At 65.5% G+C, this 17008-nt stretch carries 3 protein-coding genes; 1 reads left to right on the forward strand and 2 read right to left on the reverse strand.

All coding sequences use genetic code 11. The features are described from left to right. Nucleotides 1-5: 5 nt before the first annotated feature. Nucleotides 6-1949 carry a cyclic di-GMP receptor LapD gene (lapD, locus tag IB255_RS07725; protein WP_081517607.1) on the forward strand — a complete coding sequence of 648 codons (1944 nt, stop codon included), beginning with the start codon at nucleotides 6-8 and terminating at the stop codon, nucleotides 1947-1949. A gap of 186 nt (nucleotides 1950-2135) precedes the next feature. Here lapD and IB255_RS07730 read toward each other — a convergent pair whose 3' ends face one another. Then, entirely contained in the window at nucleotides 2136-2465 is a 330-nt protein-coding gene (locus tag IB255_RS07730; protein WP_081517608.1) for a tryptophan synthase subunit beta, read from the reverse strand. Between the two features lie 115 nt (nucleotides 2466-2580). Beyond that, nucleotides 2581-16743: a retention module-containing protein gene (locus tag IB255_RS07735; RefSeq protein ID WP_192210019.1), complete on the reverse strand. Its 14163-nt coding sequence runs from the start codon at nucleotides 16741-16743 to the stop codon at nucleotides 2581-2583. Nucleotides 16744-17008: the final 265 nt, after the last annotated feature.

The raw sequence follows: 17008 nt of genomic DNA on the forward strand, positions 1-17008 counted from the left end.
ACACGATGTCCCTGTTCAAACAGTTGTTGATCGCCATCTGCCTGTTCCTGGTGGTCGCCTTCAGCGGCAGCTTCATGGTCGGCCTGGAAAGCTCGCGCGAGCAGTACGGCAACCAGCTGCGCTCCCACGCCCAGGACGCGGCCACCGCGCTGGGACTGTCGTTGACGCCGAACATCGACGACCCGGCGATGGTCGAGTTGATGGTCAGCTCGATCTTCGACAGCGGCTACTACGAGAGCATCCGGGTGATCGACCTGGCCACCGGCAAGGTGATGGTGGAGCGCACCGGGGTCCCCGACGCGGTGGCCGCCAAGGTGCCGCAGTGGTTCATCTCTCTGATCGACCTGCATTCGGCCGGCGGCGACGCCATCGTCAGCCGCGGCTGGACCCAGGCCGCGCGGGTCGAGGTGCTCAGCCACCCGATGTTCGCCATCGCCAAGCTCTGGCAGAGCACCCTAGGCAGCCTGCTCTGGCTGGTGCTGTGCGGCATCGCCAGCGCCGTGCTCGGCGCTATCCTGCTGCGCCGCCAGCTCAGGCCGCTGGACTACATGGTGGCGCAGTCCCACGCCATTGCCCGCCGCGAATTCCTCAGCCTGCCGGAACTGCCGCGCACCCCCGAACTGCGCCGCGTGGTGCAGGCCATGAACCAGATGGTGGAGAAGCTCAAGGCGCTGTTCCAGGAGCAGGCCCAGCGCAGCGAACGCCTTCGCGACGAGGCCTACCAGGACAGCCTGACCGGGCTGGGCAACCGACGCTTCTTCGACATGCAATTGAATAACCGCCTGAGCGCCGAGGACCAGGTCAGCAGCGGCGTGCTGCTGGTACTGCGGGTCAACGACCTCGCCGGGCTGAACCAGCGTCTGGGCGGCCAGCGCGTCGACCAGTTGCTCAAGGCGGTGGCTGACCAGCTGCGTCTGTCCGGGCAGGGCCTGGGCGCCGGCCTGACCCTGGCGCGCAGCCGTGGCGGCGAGTTCGTGATGCTGGCGCCGGGGCTGATGCCCGAGGACGCGCCAGCCCTGGCGATGCGCCTGGAAGGCATGCTCGCCGCGCTGGCCACCACCGGCGCCAGCGATGTGAGCCCCGTGGCTTGCCTGGGGCTGGTGCCCTTCGTTTCCGGCGAGTCGGCGCAGGCGCTGTTGCAGCGCGCGGACGAGGCGCTGGTGCAGGCCGAGCGACAGAACGACAGCTGCTGGGCCTTCCTCCAGGGCGGCGCCAAGCCGGTCGCCGAGGAGCGCCACAGCTGGCACCAGCTGCTGGACGAGGCGCTGATGCACAAGCGCTTCCAGCTGCATTTCCAGGCGGTGGTGTCCTGCGCCGACCCGCAGGTGGTGCTGCATTACAAGGTGCTCTCGCGCCTGCCGGACGGGCAGGGCGGCAGCATCGCCGCCGGGCGCTTCCTGCCCTGGCTGGACCGCTTCGGCTGGACCGCGCGGCTGGACCTGCTGATGCTCGAAAGCGTGCTGGCCGACATGGCCAAACACAACCGCCCGCTGGCGCTGAACCTGTCCGCTGCGCTGCTGCGGGATGAATGGGCGACCACCCGCGTGTTCGACCTGCTGCGCCAGCACCCGCAATTCGCCGGGCGCCTGACCCTGGAGCTGGAAGAAGACCAGTTGCCGGCGCAACCGGTGCTGGAAGCGCTGACCCGCCGCCTCGGCGAGCTGGGCTATCGCCTGAGCCTGCAGCACTTCGGCGGGCGCTTCAGCATGATCGGCAACCTGGCGCGGCTGGGGCTGGCGTACCTCAAGGTCGATGGCAGCCACATCCGCCACATCGACCAGGAGAACGACAAGCGCCTGTTCATCGAGGCGATGCAGCGCGCGGCGCACAGCATCGACCTGCCGCTGATTGCCGAGCGCGTGGAGACGGCAGGGGAGTTCCGGGTGCTGAAGGAGATGGGTATCCAGGGCGTGCAGGGGCAGCTGTTCGGTGGGCCGGCGCCGTGGTGATGCGTCTGTAACGTTGTAGGAGCGAGCCATGCCCGCGATCCGTCGGCAGGGCCGACGTGTGCCGTGGTTCCAGGGCCGTAGGGCGCATAACGCGCCAGCGTTATCCGCCGTCGTGGCATCGGCGGATAACCCGTTCCGGGTTATGCGCCCTACAGGGGAACATTTGCCGGAAAAGAAAAACGGGGCTCAGATCAGCCCCGTTTCCTCGTCGTCGTTGATCAGCCGGGTCAGCCCGCCCAGCGCTTCACGGGCCTGCGTCCGGTTGAGCAACTTGGAACGCGCCGCCGGCGGCAGGTCGGTGATGCGGATCACCCCTTTGGTGATCAGCACCGAGATCAAGTCTTCCAGTACCCGGATCATGTCCAGGTCGCTCTGCTTGAGCTGCAGCAGGCTGCTCTCGGCCGCCCAGGCCTGGATGTCCGGGTGGTCCGCCGGCAGGGTGCCGGTCATTCCGTCGAACTCGGCGTCCTCGACGCGCGAGATTCTCCCCTCGGCGTTGCGCTGGATGTACAGCATCGACCGTCCCCATTTCTCGTGATGTGAAGGAACGACAGCGGAGCCACCCCGAAGGGTAGCCCCGCTGTCGTCGTGTCAGAGCCTGACCTTTTGGAAGCCTGGCGGCAACCTTGGATCAGTGATGCTCAGTCTTGACCACCGGGTCGGAACCCGCCACCAGCTTGTTGACGATCTCGGTGGAGGTCGAGCCGTAGGCGGAGAGGTCGACCCCGCTCAGCTTGATGGTGACGTCCGCGGCCCCGCCGTTGTTGATCTGCCCTGTGGTGCTCACCTGCAGGGTCGAGGTCGTGGTGTCCACCTTCAGGTAGCTGAGGATGTCGTTGTGCGCGGTCTCCGGCAGCAGGTCGCTGATGTCGATGCGGTCGCCTTCACCGGCCTTGAAGTCGGTGATGGTGTCGTTGCCGATATCGCCGGCCTTCCAGATGAAGGTGTCGGCACCCGCACCGCCGGTGAGGATGTCGTTGCCCTTGCCGCCGGTGAGCTGGTCGTCACCGGTGCCGCCGAAGAGGATGTCGTTGCCATTCTCGCCGAACAGGAAGTCGTTGCCGCCCTGGCCGTAGAGGATGTCGTTGCCATCGCCGCCATACAGGTGGTCGTTGCCGCCACGGGTATCGCCCTCGACGTTGAAGGTCGCGTGGTTGGCCTTGATGTAGCTGTACATCTCCTCGGTGGTCGCCGTATGGCCATTCTTCAGTTCGAGGAACGCCGACAGCGCGCTGACGCCCGAGCCCGCCGGCATGTCGGCCGGTTTGGCCGGGTTGCCGTTGACGCCCCAGGGCAGGTTGTCGGTGTTGATGGTGTCACCGAAGATGATGTCGTCGCCCGCGCCACCGTTGATGGTGTCGTGGCCCGAGGGCGCCAGCTCGGAGCTGCTGGAGCCGCCGTGCAGGGCGGCCGTGAGGTCGCTGGCCTGCTTGACGATATCTACCTGGCCGGTCGGGGCGGTCACCACGTTGGGGCTCACGACCGTGATGTTGTCGATGCGGACGTCGACATCGGAGCTGCCCCAGAGCCAGTGGGTACTGTTGTCATTGGCCGAGAACTCCAGTTTGTAGATGCCGTCGACCAGGGTCTTGCTGGTGATGGTGGCACTGTCCGAGCTGGTGCGGGAGCCGCTGTCGACGAGTTCCCAGCTGACCGCGCCGTTGGCCGCGACCACTTTCTTCATCAGGCTCCAGGCGAAGCTGTCGCCGCTGCCGAATTCGCCGGTGCGATAGTCGAAGCTCAGCTTGCCCAGGTTGTTTCCGTTGACGTTGAACTCCGGGCTGCTGGCCTTGGTTGCGGCGCCACCGTAGGCGTCGGTGATCTTCAGCTCGCTGTTGGTGCGGGAGATCGAGCCGGTACCGGTCTTGCTCCAGTTGTCGACCTTGGCGATGCCAGTGCCGCTGTTGTTGTCGAAGTTGGCGAGAACAGTGGTGGTATTGCCCAGGTTGATGGTGCCGGTCCCAGTAACCTTGGTGTTATCGAAGTACTTGAGGATGTCGGCGTTGACGCCGGTGCCGATACCGATTGCCCGCACATCGCTGATACCGCTCAGGCCGGCAAAGGACTGTGCGGACTCGGCGACGATGTTGTCGCTGGTGCTGTTGCCGTTACCGTAGTTCTTCGAGTACGTCGGGTCACCGTCGGTGAGGAACAGCGTGAGGTTCTGATAGCCGTTCTTCTGGCCGTTGAACCAGGTGACCGCCTGCTCGAAGGCCGACTGGTAGTTGGTGCCGCCGTCGGCCTGCAGGCCGGTGTTCTGGGTCTTGCCGATGGCGTTGATCAGTTGGTCGACGTTGCCGTTGTTCAGGTCGGCGACGGTGACTTTGATGCTGGCGGAGGCGGAGAAGCCGATCAGGGTAATGTTGATCACGCCATCGTGGCCCTTGAGCTCGTTGGCCAGGTTGATCAGTGCATCCTTGATCAGTTTCATCCGCGAGTCGGCGTAGGCCGCACCGCTGTTGCCAGCAAGGTTGTAGGCCATGCTGCCGGAGGTATCGACCACCAGGGCGATGTTGTAGTTGGTACCCGGCTGGGTGGTGGTGAGCATGCCGCCTACGTCGCCGAGGATCACGTCGTCCCCCGAGCCGCCGGTGAGGGTGTTGTCACCGTTGGGAGTGGTGCCGGGGATCTGCACCTGGCCGACGTGGATGTCAAAACCGTAGGTCGGCGATGTGTCGACGCCGCCGTTGGCCACGCCACCGCTGTCCTGCACGGCGAAGCTGAAGTGCGCGTTGGAACCTGAAGCGTCGGGTACGAAGGTCAGCTTGCCGCCAGCCACATCGCTGGCGCTGATGGCCTGGCCGGCCTTCACGGCGGTGCCGTTGAGCAGCAGGGTGCCGGAGTCCGGCAGGGCCTTGATCAGGATGTTCTGCAGGCTGTGGTTCTGGCCGTTGGCGGAGTCGGCGGTGTCGCTGAAGGCGAAGTCCTTGGTGCCGAAGGTGTAGGTCTTGCCGGCGTAGACGCTGGCCGAACCATCCGCCGACAGGGGCGCATCGTTCACCGGGGTGACGTTGAAGGTCAGGGTGCTGGACGAGCTGGAGAAGCCGTCGTGGCTGTCCTGCACCGAGAACTTCAGGGTCGCATAGGCATTGCCCGCGGCGTTGGCCACCGGGGTGTAGACCAGGCTGGCGAGCAGGCTGACGGCGATCACCTGGCCGGCAGTCACCGACTGGCCATTGAGGGTCAGGCTGCCGGCGGTGGGCAGGTTGTCGATGCGGATCGCCTTGAGTGCGTCGCCGGCGTCCTTGTCGCTGAAGCCGAAGTCGCTGGCGCTGAAGCTGCGCTTGCCGTCCTCGTTCAGGGTCACGGTGCTGTCGGTGGCGGTGGGCAGGTCGTTGCTGCCGGTCACGGTGATGGTCACGGTGGCCGGTGCGCTGACTGCACCCTGGGCGTCCTTGGCGGTGTAGGTGAAGGTCACCTGGCGCGATTCGCCGACGTTCAGCGAGTCGAAGTCGGTGCCCGGATTGAACTCGTAGCTGCCGTTGGCGTTGAAGGTGAGGGTGCCGTTGCCGGCGCCCACGCTCTGTACCAGGGCATAGCCGTTGGGGTTGACCGCGCTGTCGATGTCGGTAGCCGCTGGGACCTGGCCGTTGTACGTGTTGTTCTCGCCGGTGGTCTGCTGGTCGTTCTTGGCTTCCGGCGCATCGTTCACCGCATTGACGCCCACGGTGACCGTGGCGGTGCTGGTGCCGCCGTGGCCGTCGCTGATGGTGTAGGTGAAGCTGCCGCTGCCGTTGAAGTCCTTGGCCGGGGTGAAGACGACGTTGCCGCCCTCGAGCTTCACGCTGCCGTTGACCGCGCCCTGAACGCTGACGATGGTCAGGCTGTCGCCGTCCACGTCGCTGTCATTGCCCAGCAGGGTCTGCGGAGCGATGGTCAGCGCGGTGTCCTCGTTGGTCACCAACTCGCCCACGGTGTGGGTCAGCGAGGTGCCGCCGACGGTGGTGTAGGTGCCGTTCTGCGGGCGCATCTCCACCTGCAGCTGGGCCTGGCCGCCCTGATCCCAGTAGACGATCTCGATGCTGTGGCTACCGCTCTGGGCGATGGTGAACACCGCCGATTCACGGCCTGTCGGGCTCTGGATGTTGTCGTACTTGAAGACTTCCACGCCGTCGATCTTGATGCTGAAGCCATCGTCGGCGTTGACCCGCAGCTGGTAGCTGCCGGCGTTGAGGTTGATCGCGCCGGTCAGCTGGATGATCGCGTCGGAGGTGTTCGCCGGATCGGTGTTGAGGCTCTTCGCATCGTTGCCGAGGAACTTCTGCAGGTTGCCGTCGCCGCCCAGGTCACCGCCGCTGAGGTTGTAGTTCAGCGTGGTGGAGGTGAAGGTGGCGCTGGGGTTGTGCCCGGCCATGAAGCTGGTTACCTGGCTCAGACTGGTCAGGTTAGTGCCATCGGGGCCTTCGTTGTAGCCCCAGTAGTTGCCCTTCAGGCCGCTGAGGGTGAAGTTGTCGTTCACCGCCACCGGGGCATCGTTCACCGGTGTCACGTTGAAGGTGATCTTGTTCGGCGTGGTGTCGTAGGTGTTGCTGCTGTCCTTCACCGAGAAGGTGAAGTTGGCGTAGTTGTTGCCGTTGGCATTGGCGGCCGGGGTGAACACCAGCTTGCCGAGGTCGGCGGAGTCGATCACCTGGCCTGCGGTCACGGCGCTGCCGTTGAACTTCAGCGTGCCGTTGGTGGGCAGGCTGTCGATACGCACGCCACTCAGGGTGTCGCCGGCGTCCACGTCGCTGAAGCCGAAGTCGGCGGCGCTGAAGCTGCGGCTGCTGTCTTCGTTCAGGGTGATGGTGTTGTCGGCGCCGTTGGGAGCGTCGTTGCTGCCGTTGACGGTGATGGTGATGGTCTTCGGATCGCTGAGCGCGCCGTCGTTGTCCTTCGCCTGGTAGGTGAAGGTGACGGTTTCGCTCTGGCCAGCGGCCAGGTGGTCGAAGGCGGTACCCGGCGTGAAGGTGTAGCTGCCGTTGGCGTTGAAGACCAGGCTGCCCTTGCCCTGCGCGACATCGGTGGCCAGCTGGTAGCCGACCACGGTGCCATCGATATCGGTGGCGACCGGGACCTGGCCCTGGAGAACGGTGTTCTCTCCGGTCGACGCGGTGCCGTCGGCCGCAACCGGACGGTCATTGGTGCCGGTGACGTCGATGGTGATGGTTTTCGGATCGCTCAGGGCGCCGTTGTTGTCCTTCGCCTGGTAGGTGAAGGTCACCAGTTCGTGAGCGCCGGCGGCCAGGTGATCGAAGGCCGTGCCTGAATTGAAGGTGTAGCTGCCGTTGGCGTTGAACGTCAGGGTGCCTTTGCCGGCCGCCACGTTGGTGACGAGCTGGTAGCTGGCGATGGTGCCGTCGACGTCGGTCGCCACCGGAACCTGGCCCTGGAGCACGGTGTTCTCGCCGGTGCTCTGGGTGTCGGCGTAGGCAACCGGCGCATCGTTGGTGCCGTTGATGGTGACGGTCACATTGGTGCTGGTGCCGTCGGCGGCTTTCACGACGAAGGTCTCGACGAGGTGTTCGCCGGCCTTCAGTTCGTTGAAGGCGGAGTTGGCCACGTAGGTCCAGGTGCCGTCAGCGGCGATGCTGAACTTGCCGTTGGTGCCGACGGTGTTGGTCTGGGTCTGGAAGACCGCCGGGCTGTCGACATCGTTGACGATCAGCTTCCCGCCGATGGTGACTGGGGCGTTGGTTTCGTCGGCGCTGCCGCTGTTCTGGCCGGTGATCACCGCCGCGTCGTTGGTGCCGGTGACGGTGATGGTGACGGTCTTCGGATCGCTCAGGGCGCCGTTGTTGTCCTTCGCCTGGTAGGTGAAGGTGACGTCCTGGGTCTGGCCCGCCGCCAGGTAGTCGAAGGCGGTACCCGGGTTGAAGGTGTAGCTGCCGTCGCTGTTGAAGGTCAGCGTGCCCTTGCCGCCGCCGATACCGGTGGCCAGCTGGTAGCTGGCGATGGTGCCGTCGACGTCGGTGGCGACCGGAACCTGACCCTGGAACACGGCGTTCTCGCCGGTGGTCTGGGTGTCGGCGTAGGCCACCGGCGCATCGTTGGTGCCGTTGATGGTGACGGTCACGTTGGTGCTGGTGCCGTCGGCCGCTTTCACGACGAAGGTCTCGACGAGGTGTTCGCCGGCCTTCAGTTCGTTGAAGGCGGAGTTGGCGACGTAGGTCCAGGTGCCATCGGTGGCGATGCTGAACTTGCCGTTGGTGCCGGCGGTGTTGGTCTGCGCCTGGAAGCTGGCCGGGCCGTCGACATCGGTGACATTCAGCTTGCCGCCAATGGTGACCGGGGCGTCGGTTTCATCGGCGTTGCCGCTGTTCTGGCCGGTGATCACCGCCGCGTCGTTGCTGCCGGTGACGGTGATGGTGACTGTCTGCGGGGTGCTCAGCGCGCCGTTGTTGTCCTTCGCCTGGTAGGTGAAGGTCACGGCTTCGCTCTGGCCGGCGGCCAGGTGATCGAAGGCGGCGCCCGGGTTGAAGCTGTAGCTGCCGTCGCTGTTGAAGGTCAGGGTGCCTTTGCCAGCAGCCACGTTGGTGGTGAGCTGGTAGCTGGCAACGGTGCCGTCGATATCGGTGGCGACCGGCACCTGCCCGTTGAACACGGCGTTTTCGTCGGTACTGACGGTGTCGGCAAACGCCACCGGCTTGTCGTTGGTGCCGACGATGTTCACGGTGACGGTGCTGCTGGTGCCGTCGAAGGCCTTCACGGTGAAGGTGTCGGTCAGGGTCTGGCCGTCCTTCAGCTCGTTGTAGGCCTCTTTGGCGGTGTAGACCCAGGCGCCGTCGCTGCCGAGGTTGAAGGTGCCGTACTTGCCGGTGCTGCTCTGTGCCTGGAAGCTTTCCGGGCTGTCGACGTCACTGATGCTCAGCTGGCCATTGGTGGTGACCGGGGCGTCGGTCTCGTACACGTTGGCCGTGGACAGGCCGCCGATGACGGCTGCGTCGTTGCTGCCGGTAACGGTGATGGTGATGGTCTGCGGATCGCTCAGCGCGCCATTGTTGTCCTTCGCCTGGTAGGTGAAGGTCACGGCTTCGCTCTGGCCGGCGGCCAGGTGATCGAAGGCGGCGCCCGGGTTGAAGCTGTAGCTGCCGTCGCTGTTGAAGGTCAGGGTGCCTTTGCCAGCGGCCACGCTGGTGGTCAGCTGGTAGCTGGCGACGCTGCCGTCTACGTCGGTGGCGGTCGGAACCTGGCCGTTGAGAACGCTGTTCTCCTCGGTGGTCTGACTGTCGGCGTAGGCGACCGGCGCGTCGTTGGTGCCGATGAGGGTCACGGTGACGCTGGTGCTGGTGCCGTCGGCAGCCAGGACGGTGAAGGACTCGCTGCGGTGCTCGCCGTCCTTCAGTTCGTTGTAGGCCTCGTTGGTGACGTAGCTCCAGGTGCCGTCAGCAGCGATGCTGAACTTGCCGAGGGTGCCGGCGGTGTTGCTCTGCACCTGGAAGCTGGCTGGGCCGTCGACATCGCTGATGTCCAGCTTGCCGGCGATGGTGACCGGGGCGTTGGTTTCGTCGGCGCTGCCGGTGGTCTGGCCGGTGATCACCGCCGCGTCGTTGGTGCCGGTTACGGTGATGGTGACGGTCTTCGGATCGCTCAGTGCGCCATTGTTGTCCTTCGCCTGGTAGGTGAAGGTCACGGCTTCGTTCTGGCCGGCGGCCAGGTGGTCGAAGGCGGTGCCCGGATTGAAGCTGTAGCTGCCGTCGGTGTTGAAGGTCAGGGTGCCTTTGCCAGCGGCCACGCTGGTGGTCAGCTGGTAGCCGGCAACGGTGCCGTCGACGTCGGTAGCGGTCGGAACCTGGCCGTTGAGAACGGTGTTCTCTTCGGTGGTCTTGCTGTCGGCGTAGGCGACCGGCGCGTCGTTGGAGCCGTTGACGGTGATGGTGATGGTCTTCGGATCGCTCAGCGCGCCGTTGTTGTCCTTGGCCTGGTAGGTGAAGGACACGGTTTCGCTCTGGCCGGCAGCCAGGTGATCGAAGGCGCTACCCGGGTTGAAGCTGTAGCTGCCGTTGGCGTTGAAGGTCAGGGTGCCCTTGCCGGCGGCGACGTTGGTGGCGAGCTGGTAGCTGGCGATGGTGCCGTCGACATCGGTGGCGGTCGGAACCTGGCCGCTGTAGACGGTGTTCTCCCCGGTGGCCGCGACGCCGTCGAAGGCTACCGGCGCATCGTTGGTGCCGACGATGTTGACGGTCACGGTGGCGCTGGTGCCGTCGGCGGCCTTCACGGTGAAGGTGTCGGTCAGGGTCTGGCCGACCTTCAGTTCGTTGTAGGCGCTGCTGGCGACGTAGGTCCAGTTGCCGTCGGTGCCGAGGTTGAAGGTGCCGTACTTGCCGGCCACGTTGCTCTGCGCCTGGAAGGTTTCCGGGCTGTCGACGTCGCTGACGTTGAGCTTGCCGCTGGTGCTGACCGGCGCGTCGGTCTCGTTGACGCTGCTGGACTTCACGCCGCTGATGACGGCGGCGTCATTGCTGCCGGTGACGGTGATGGTGATGGTCTTGGGTTCGCTCAGCGCGCCGTTGTTGTCCTTCGCCTGGTAGGTGAAGGTGACGACCTGGCTCTCGCCGGCGGCCAGGTGGTCGAAGTCGCTGCCCGGCTCAAAGTGGTAGGTGCCGCTGGAGTTGAAGTTCAGCGAGCCGTTGCCCTGGCCGACGTCGGTGACCAGCTGGTAGCTGGAGACTCTGCCGTCCGGATCGGTGGCGGCCGGTACCTTGCCGTTGACGCGGCCGTTCTCGTCGATGGTGACGCTGTCATCGTACGCGGTGGGCGCATCGTTGGTGCCGAGGATGTTCACGGTGACGCTGGAACTGGTGCCGTCGGCGGCCTTCACGGTGAAGGTGTCGGTCAGCAACTCGCCCGGCTTCAGCTCGTTGTAGGCGTCCTTGGCGATGTAGGTCCAGGTGCCGTCGGTGCCCAGGTTGAAGGTGCCGTACTTGCCGGCGACATTGGTCTGGGCCTGGAAGGTATCCGGGCCGTCGACGTCGCTGACGTCCAGCTTGCCGCTGGTGGTGATCGGCGCGTTGGTCTCGTAGACGTTGACGATCTTCGCCCCGCTGATGACTGCGGCATCGTTGCTGCCGGTCACGGTCAGGGTGAGGACGTTCTCGTCGGTGGCGCCCTTGTCGTCGGTGACGATGAACTTGACCTGCAGCTCGAGGGTTTCACCGGCGCCGAGCTTCTGGTAGTCGGCGTGGTTGCCGTTGAAGCTCCACGTGCCGTTGGCGTTCAGGGTGAAGCCGCTGGGCGCCGCGTCCTTCAGGCTGAAGTACAGCGCGTGGCCGTCGTCGACGTCGGTGGCGGTGAGCGTGCCGCCGCTGATCTTGTCTTCATTCACCGAGGCGCTGGCGGCCTTGGCCACCGGCGCATCGTTGGTGCCGATGACGGTGATGGTCAGGGTGCTGCTGCTCTTGGCGCCGTACTGGTCGGTGACGCTGTAGTTGACGGTGAAGTTCTGGGTCGCGCCCACGGCCAGGTGCTGGTACGCCGCGTTGCCGGCGTCGAAGCTCCACTTGCCGCTGCTGTCGCTGCTGAAGCCCGCCGGCAGGTTGCCGGTGGTGGCGAAGGTCAGCACGGCATTGTCGTCGACATCGCTGCCGGCCAGTTGGCCACCGATCTTGCTGTCTTCGTAGACGGTTTCCTTCATCACCCCGGCGACCGGTGCGTCGTTGGTGCCGGTGATGGTGAGCGTCAGGGTGCTGGTGCCGGTGGCGCCGTGTTCGTCGGTGACGGTGTAGTTGATCGCCAGGGTCTGCGTCTCGCCCTGGGCGAGGTGGTCATAGGCCGGGTTCTTGGCGTCGAACAGCCAGCTGCCGTCGGACTTCAGGGTGAAGCCGGCGGTGTTCTGCGCGGTGCTGAAGGTCAGCTGGGCGTCGTGGTCGACGTCGGTGGCCTGCAGCTTGCCGGTGATCTCGCTGACCGGCTTGAGCTGGTTGGTCAGGGTGGTGTTGTTGGCGCCGCTGGTGGTCAGGGTCCAGTTGCTGCCGATGTGGGTGACCTGGCCGACCACATTGCCGACGCTCACCTGCGAAGGCAGGTTGCTCAGCACGAGGGTCGAGTCGACGGATTTGTCGACGGCATCGGAAACGCCCAGGACGATGGTGTAGGTGCCCGGCTTGTCGAACACCTGCTGGAAGGTCTGCAGCCCCGAGCTGCCGCCGTCGCCGACCAGAGCCACGCTGGAAAGCAGCTGCACCTTCTGGCCGTTGACCTGCACGTAGGCGAAATCGTTGAAGGCCGATTCGTCGTTGGTGCTGAACTTCCAGTTGAAGCTGACCGCCTCGCCCGGCTGGGTGGTGGTGATGGTCAGGGTGACGGACGAGCCGTCGGTGGCGCCGGCCACGACGCCGGGGTCCTTGATGCCGCCTTCGACCGCGCTGGCGGTGGCCGGGTAGGCGACAGGCGCGTCGTTGGTGCCGACGATGTTCACGGTGACGCTGGAGGCGGTGCCGTCTGCGGCTTTCACGGCGAAGGTGTCGACCAGGGTTTCACCGACCTTCAGCTCGTTGTAGGCGGACTTGGCGGTGTAGGTCCACTGGCCGTCGGCGCCCAGGTTGAAGGTGCCGTACTTGCCGGCGACGTTGCTCTGCGCCTGGAAGGTTTCCGGGCTGTCGACGTCGCTGATGGCCAGCTGGCCGCTGGTGCTGATCGGTGCATTGGTCTCGTAGACGCTGACCGAGGTCTGGCCGCTGATGACCGCGGCGTCGTTGCTGCCGGTGACGGTGATAGTGATGGTCTGCGGGTCGCTCAGCGCGCCGTTGTCGTCCTTCGCCTGGTAGGTGAAGGTGACGTCCTGGCTTTCGCCGGCGGCCAGGTGGTCGAAGTCGGTGCCCGGCTCGAAGGTGTAGCTGCCGTCGGCGTTGAAGGTCAGGCTGCCATGGCCCTGGCCGACGTCGGTGGCCAGTTCGTAGCCGACGACGCTGCCGTCGATATCGGTCGCCAGCGGAACCTGGCTGGTGAAGGCCGCATTCTCGCCGGTGGTCTTGCTGTCGCCGAATGCCACCGGCGCATCGTTGGTGCCGACGATGTTCACGGTGACCGTGGCGCTGGTGCCATCGGTCGCCTTGACGGTGAAGCTGTCGGTCAGTTTTTCGTCCTGCTTGAGCTCGTTGTAGGCATCGTTGGCGGTGTAGGTCCAGGTGCCATCGGTGCCCAGGCTGAAGGTGCCGTACTTGCCGGCGACGTTGCTCTGCGCCTGGAAGCTGGCCGGGCCGTCGACATCGCTGACGGTCAGCAGGCCGCCGGTGGTGACCGGCGCGTTGGTCTCGTTGACATTCACGCTGGCCACGCCGCCGATCACCGCCGGGTCGTTGCTGCCGGTAACGGTGATGGTCAGAGTCTGGGTGTCGGTGGCGCCGTGTTCGTCGGTGACGATGTACTTGACCTGGATGTCCTTGGTCTCGCCTTCGGCGAGGGACTGGTAGGCCGGGTTCTTGCCGTCGAAGCTCCAGCTGCCGTCGGTCTTCAGGGTGAAGCCGGCCGGCGGGTTGCCGGAAACGCTGAAGCTCAGCTTGGCGCCATCGTCCACGTCGGTGGCGGTGAGCTGGCCTTTGCTGACGGCGTCTTCCTTGGCGGCTGCCGTCGCGGCGTCGGCCTTGGGCGCATCGTTGGTGCCGGTGACGGTGATCACCAGCACGCTCTGGGTGCTGGCGCCGTGTTCGTCGGTGACGGTGTAACCCACGCTGATGAGCTGGGTCGCGCCGGCCTTCAGGTGCTGGTAGGCGGCATCGCTTGCGTCGAAGCTCCACTTGCCGTCGCTGTTCAGGGTCAGGCCCGCCGGAGCGGCCTTGTTCAGGCTGTAGGTGAGCTGCGCGCCGTTGTCGACGTCGATGGCCTTCAGCTCGCCGCTGATCTGCGCATCTTCCTTGACGCCATTGAGCAGCGAGGGCAGGGCGATCGGCGTGTCGTTGGTGCCGGTGACGGTCAGCGTCAGGGTGTTGCTGCTGGTGGCGCCGTGTTCGTCGGTGACGGTGTAGTCGATCGACAGCACCTTGGTCTCGCCGGCGGCGAGGCTCTGGTAGGCCGGGTCGAGGCCGCTGAAGGCCCAGGTGCCGTCCTTGAACAGGGTGAAGCCGGCCGGTGCCTTGTCATTCAGGCTGAAGCTGAGCTTGGCGCCGTCGTCGACGTCGCTGGCGGTCAGTTTGCCGAAGCTGAACTTGTCTTCGCTGGCCTTGGCGGACGCCGCGTTGGCGACCGGCGCATCGTTGGTGCCGGTGATGGTGATGGTCAGGCTGCTGGAGCTGGTGGCGCCGTGCTCGTCGGTGACGGTGAACGGGATGCTGAGGGTCTGCGTGGCGCCGGCCTTCAGGTGCTGGTACTCGCTGCCGCTGGCATCGAAGCTCCACTTGCCGTCGGCGTCGATGCTGAAGCCGGCCGGGGCGGCCTTGTCCAGGGCGTAGCTGAGCTTGGCGCCGTTGTCGGCGTCGGTGGCGGCGAGTTGGCCGCTGATCTGTGCATCTTCCTTCACCGCGCCGGTGGTGGCGCTGGCGACCGGCGCGTCATTGCTGCCGGTGACGGTGATGGTGATGGTCTGCGGATCGCTCAGGGCGCCGTTGTCGTCCTTCGCCTGGTAGGTGAAGGTTATGTCGCGGGATTCGCCTTCGGCCAGGCCGTCGAAGTCCTTGCCGGGGTTGAAGCTGTAGCTGCCGTCGGCATTGAAGGTCAGGGTGCCGTTGTTGGCGCCCACGCCGGTGGTCAGCTGATAGCCGGCGATGCTGCCGTCCACGTCGGAAGCTGTCGGAACCTGGCCGTTGAAGACGGTGTTTTCTTCGGTGGTGGCGCTGTCGGCATAAGCGACCGGAGCGTCGTTGGTGCCGGTGACGGTGATGGTGATGGTCTGCGGATCGCTCAGCGCGCCGTTGTTGTCCTTCGCCTGGTAGGTGAAGGTCACGTCGCGGGTCTCGCCCTGCGCCAGGCTGTCGAAGTCCTTGCCGGGGTTGAAGCTGTAGCTGCCGTCCGGATTGAAGGTCAGGCTGCCGTTGCCCTGGCCGACACCGGTGGTCAGCTGGTAGCCGGCAACGCTGCCGTCGACGTCGGTGGCGGTCGGGACCTGGCCGTTGAGAACGGTGTTCTCCTCGGTGGTGGCCGCGCCAGGCAGGGCTACCGGCGCATCGTTGGTGCCGGTAACGGTGATGGTGATGGTCTGCGGATCGCTCAGCGCGCCGTTGTTGTCCTTCGCCTGGTAGGTGAAGGTCACGTCACGGGTCTCGCCCTGGGCCAGGCTGTCGAAGTCCTTGCCGGGGTTGAAGCTGTAGCTGCCGTCCGGGTTGAAGGTCAGGTTGCCATTGCCGTTGCCGACACCGGTGGTCAGCTGGTAGCCGGCGACGTTGCCGTCCACGTCGGAGGCGGCCGGGACCTGGCTGTTGAGCACACTGTTTTCTTCGGTGGTGGCTGCGCCCGGCAGGGCGACCGGCGCGTCATTGGTGCCGGTCAGGGTCACGGTGAGGGTGGCGGTGCTGGTCGCGCCGTGCTCATCGGTGACGGTGTAGGGCACCTGCACGACCTGGGTCTCGCCCTCGGCCAGGTGCTGGTAGGCCGGGTCCTTGCCATCGAAGGTCCAGCTGCCGTCCGGCTTCAGGGTGAAGCCCGCCGGCGGATTGCCGTTGGTGGTGAAGGTGAGGGTGCTGCCGGTGTCGCGGTCGGTGGCTACCAGTTGGCCGCCGATCACGCTGTCTTCGTTGCCGCTGGCCTGGCCATCCTGGGCGACCGGGGTGTCGTTGGCGCCCTGGACGTTGATGGTGATGACGCGGGTGTCGGTGGCACCGGACGGATCGGTGACGGTGACGGTGAAGCTCTCGCTCGGGTTCTGACCCAGCGGCAGGGCGTTCACCGCGTTGGCGTCAACCACGTAGGTGTAGCTGCCGTCGGCGTTGACGGTCAGCTCGCCGTAGGCGCCCTTGGCGCTGCCGCTCCAGGTCAGGTTGGTGTCGTCGACGTCGGTGGCGGTCAGCTGGCCCTTGATGTCGGCGAAGCTGTCGTTGGCGGCGGTGTCAGTGATGGCACTGGTATAGGTGCCCGTGGCCACCGGAGCGTCGTTCACCGGGGTGATGCCAACGTTTACGACCAGGGTGCTGGACGCGCCACGGCTGTCAGTGACGATCACGGTGAAGCTGTCGGCGCCGTTGTAGTCACCGTTGGGGTTGTACTGCCAGGTGCCGTTGGGGTTGAGCACCAGCAGGCCGTTGGCCGGTGCCTGGCCGACGCTGTAGGAGATCAGGTCGCCATTCGGGTCGCGGGCGGAGAAGGCGCCGGTGAGCAGGGTGTCTTCGGCGGTGGTGAGGTTCAGCACGCCGTTGCCGCCGTCTTCGAATTGCGGCGCAAGGTTGGCCGGCAGTTCGTTCTGGCGCTCGTCACCGGTAGCGCCGCCGTTGTCCAGGCCGGAGGTGGTGTAGCCGATGTTCGGGTCGACGCGGCCGGCGGTAGCATCCAGCACCACGAAGCTGTGGCCGCCGCCAACGCCACCATTGCCGCCAGCGGCCGAAGGCGCGGCAGTCGGGCCCGCTGCGGTGGGCGCCAGCGCCTGGGTCGGGTCGAGGCCGGCGGCGATGGCTTTCTGCAGGTCTTCGGTGCTCGGTGCATTGACCGGCTGCGCGGCGGCGTGGTGCGTCTCGGCCTGCGGCAGGTCGGCGCTGCTCCACTGGCTGTCGCGGCCCAGGTCGACCAGCTTGCCCTTGCCGACGTCGAGCGTCACCGCGCCGGAAGCGCCGGTGAGCAGCTGCTCGCCCTGGTAGATGCGGTCACCTTCGACCAGGACGCGCTGGGCGCCTTCGGGGGATACCGCAATCACTTGGCCGATGATGCTTTTTACGACGGCGACGACGCTGCTCATGCACTTCTCCTGGTGAGGCTTGCCTGGTTGCCGACCGGCCGCAGGTGAGGTCGGCTCAGGAGGCATTCCTTTGTCTTTAAGAGCAAAAAGTTTGGCGTCAATCCTTTGGCTTATAGCGTATCGAAATTACGTATATGCCAATGTATTGACCATTCGATTGCCATCCTAAACAATTGGCAAATCGATGTCACTTTGATATCGGTGGTCCGCCCAAAAAAATTTAGCGTGAAATTCATCACGCTTTTTGAAGCTTTCCTTGCAGCCA

Source organism: Pseudomonas sp. PDM22, assembly GCF_014851965.1.
In the GTDB taxonomy this organism is placed as follows: domain Bacteria; phylum Pseudomonadota; class Gammaproteobacteria; order Pseudomonadales; family Pseudomonadaceae; genus Pseudomonas.

Bases quoted from the DNA above. Each gene is read 5' to 3' on its own strand.
- IB255_RS07730 (WP_081517608.1), bottom strand. From the start codon at position 2,465: ATGCTGTACATCCAGCGCAACGCCGAGGGGAGAATCTCGCGCGTCGAG.
- lapD (WP_081517607.1), top strand. From the start codon at position 6: ATGTCCCTGTTCAAACAGTTGTTGATCGCCATCTGCCTGTTCCTGGTG.
- IB255_RS07735 (WP_192210019.1), bottom strand. From the start codon at position 16,743: ATGAGCAGCGTCGTCGCCGTCGTAAAAAGCATCATCGGCCAAGTGATT.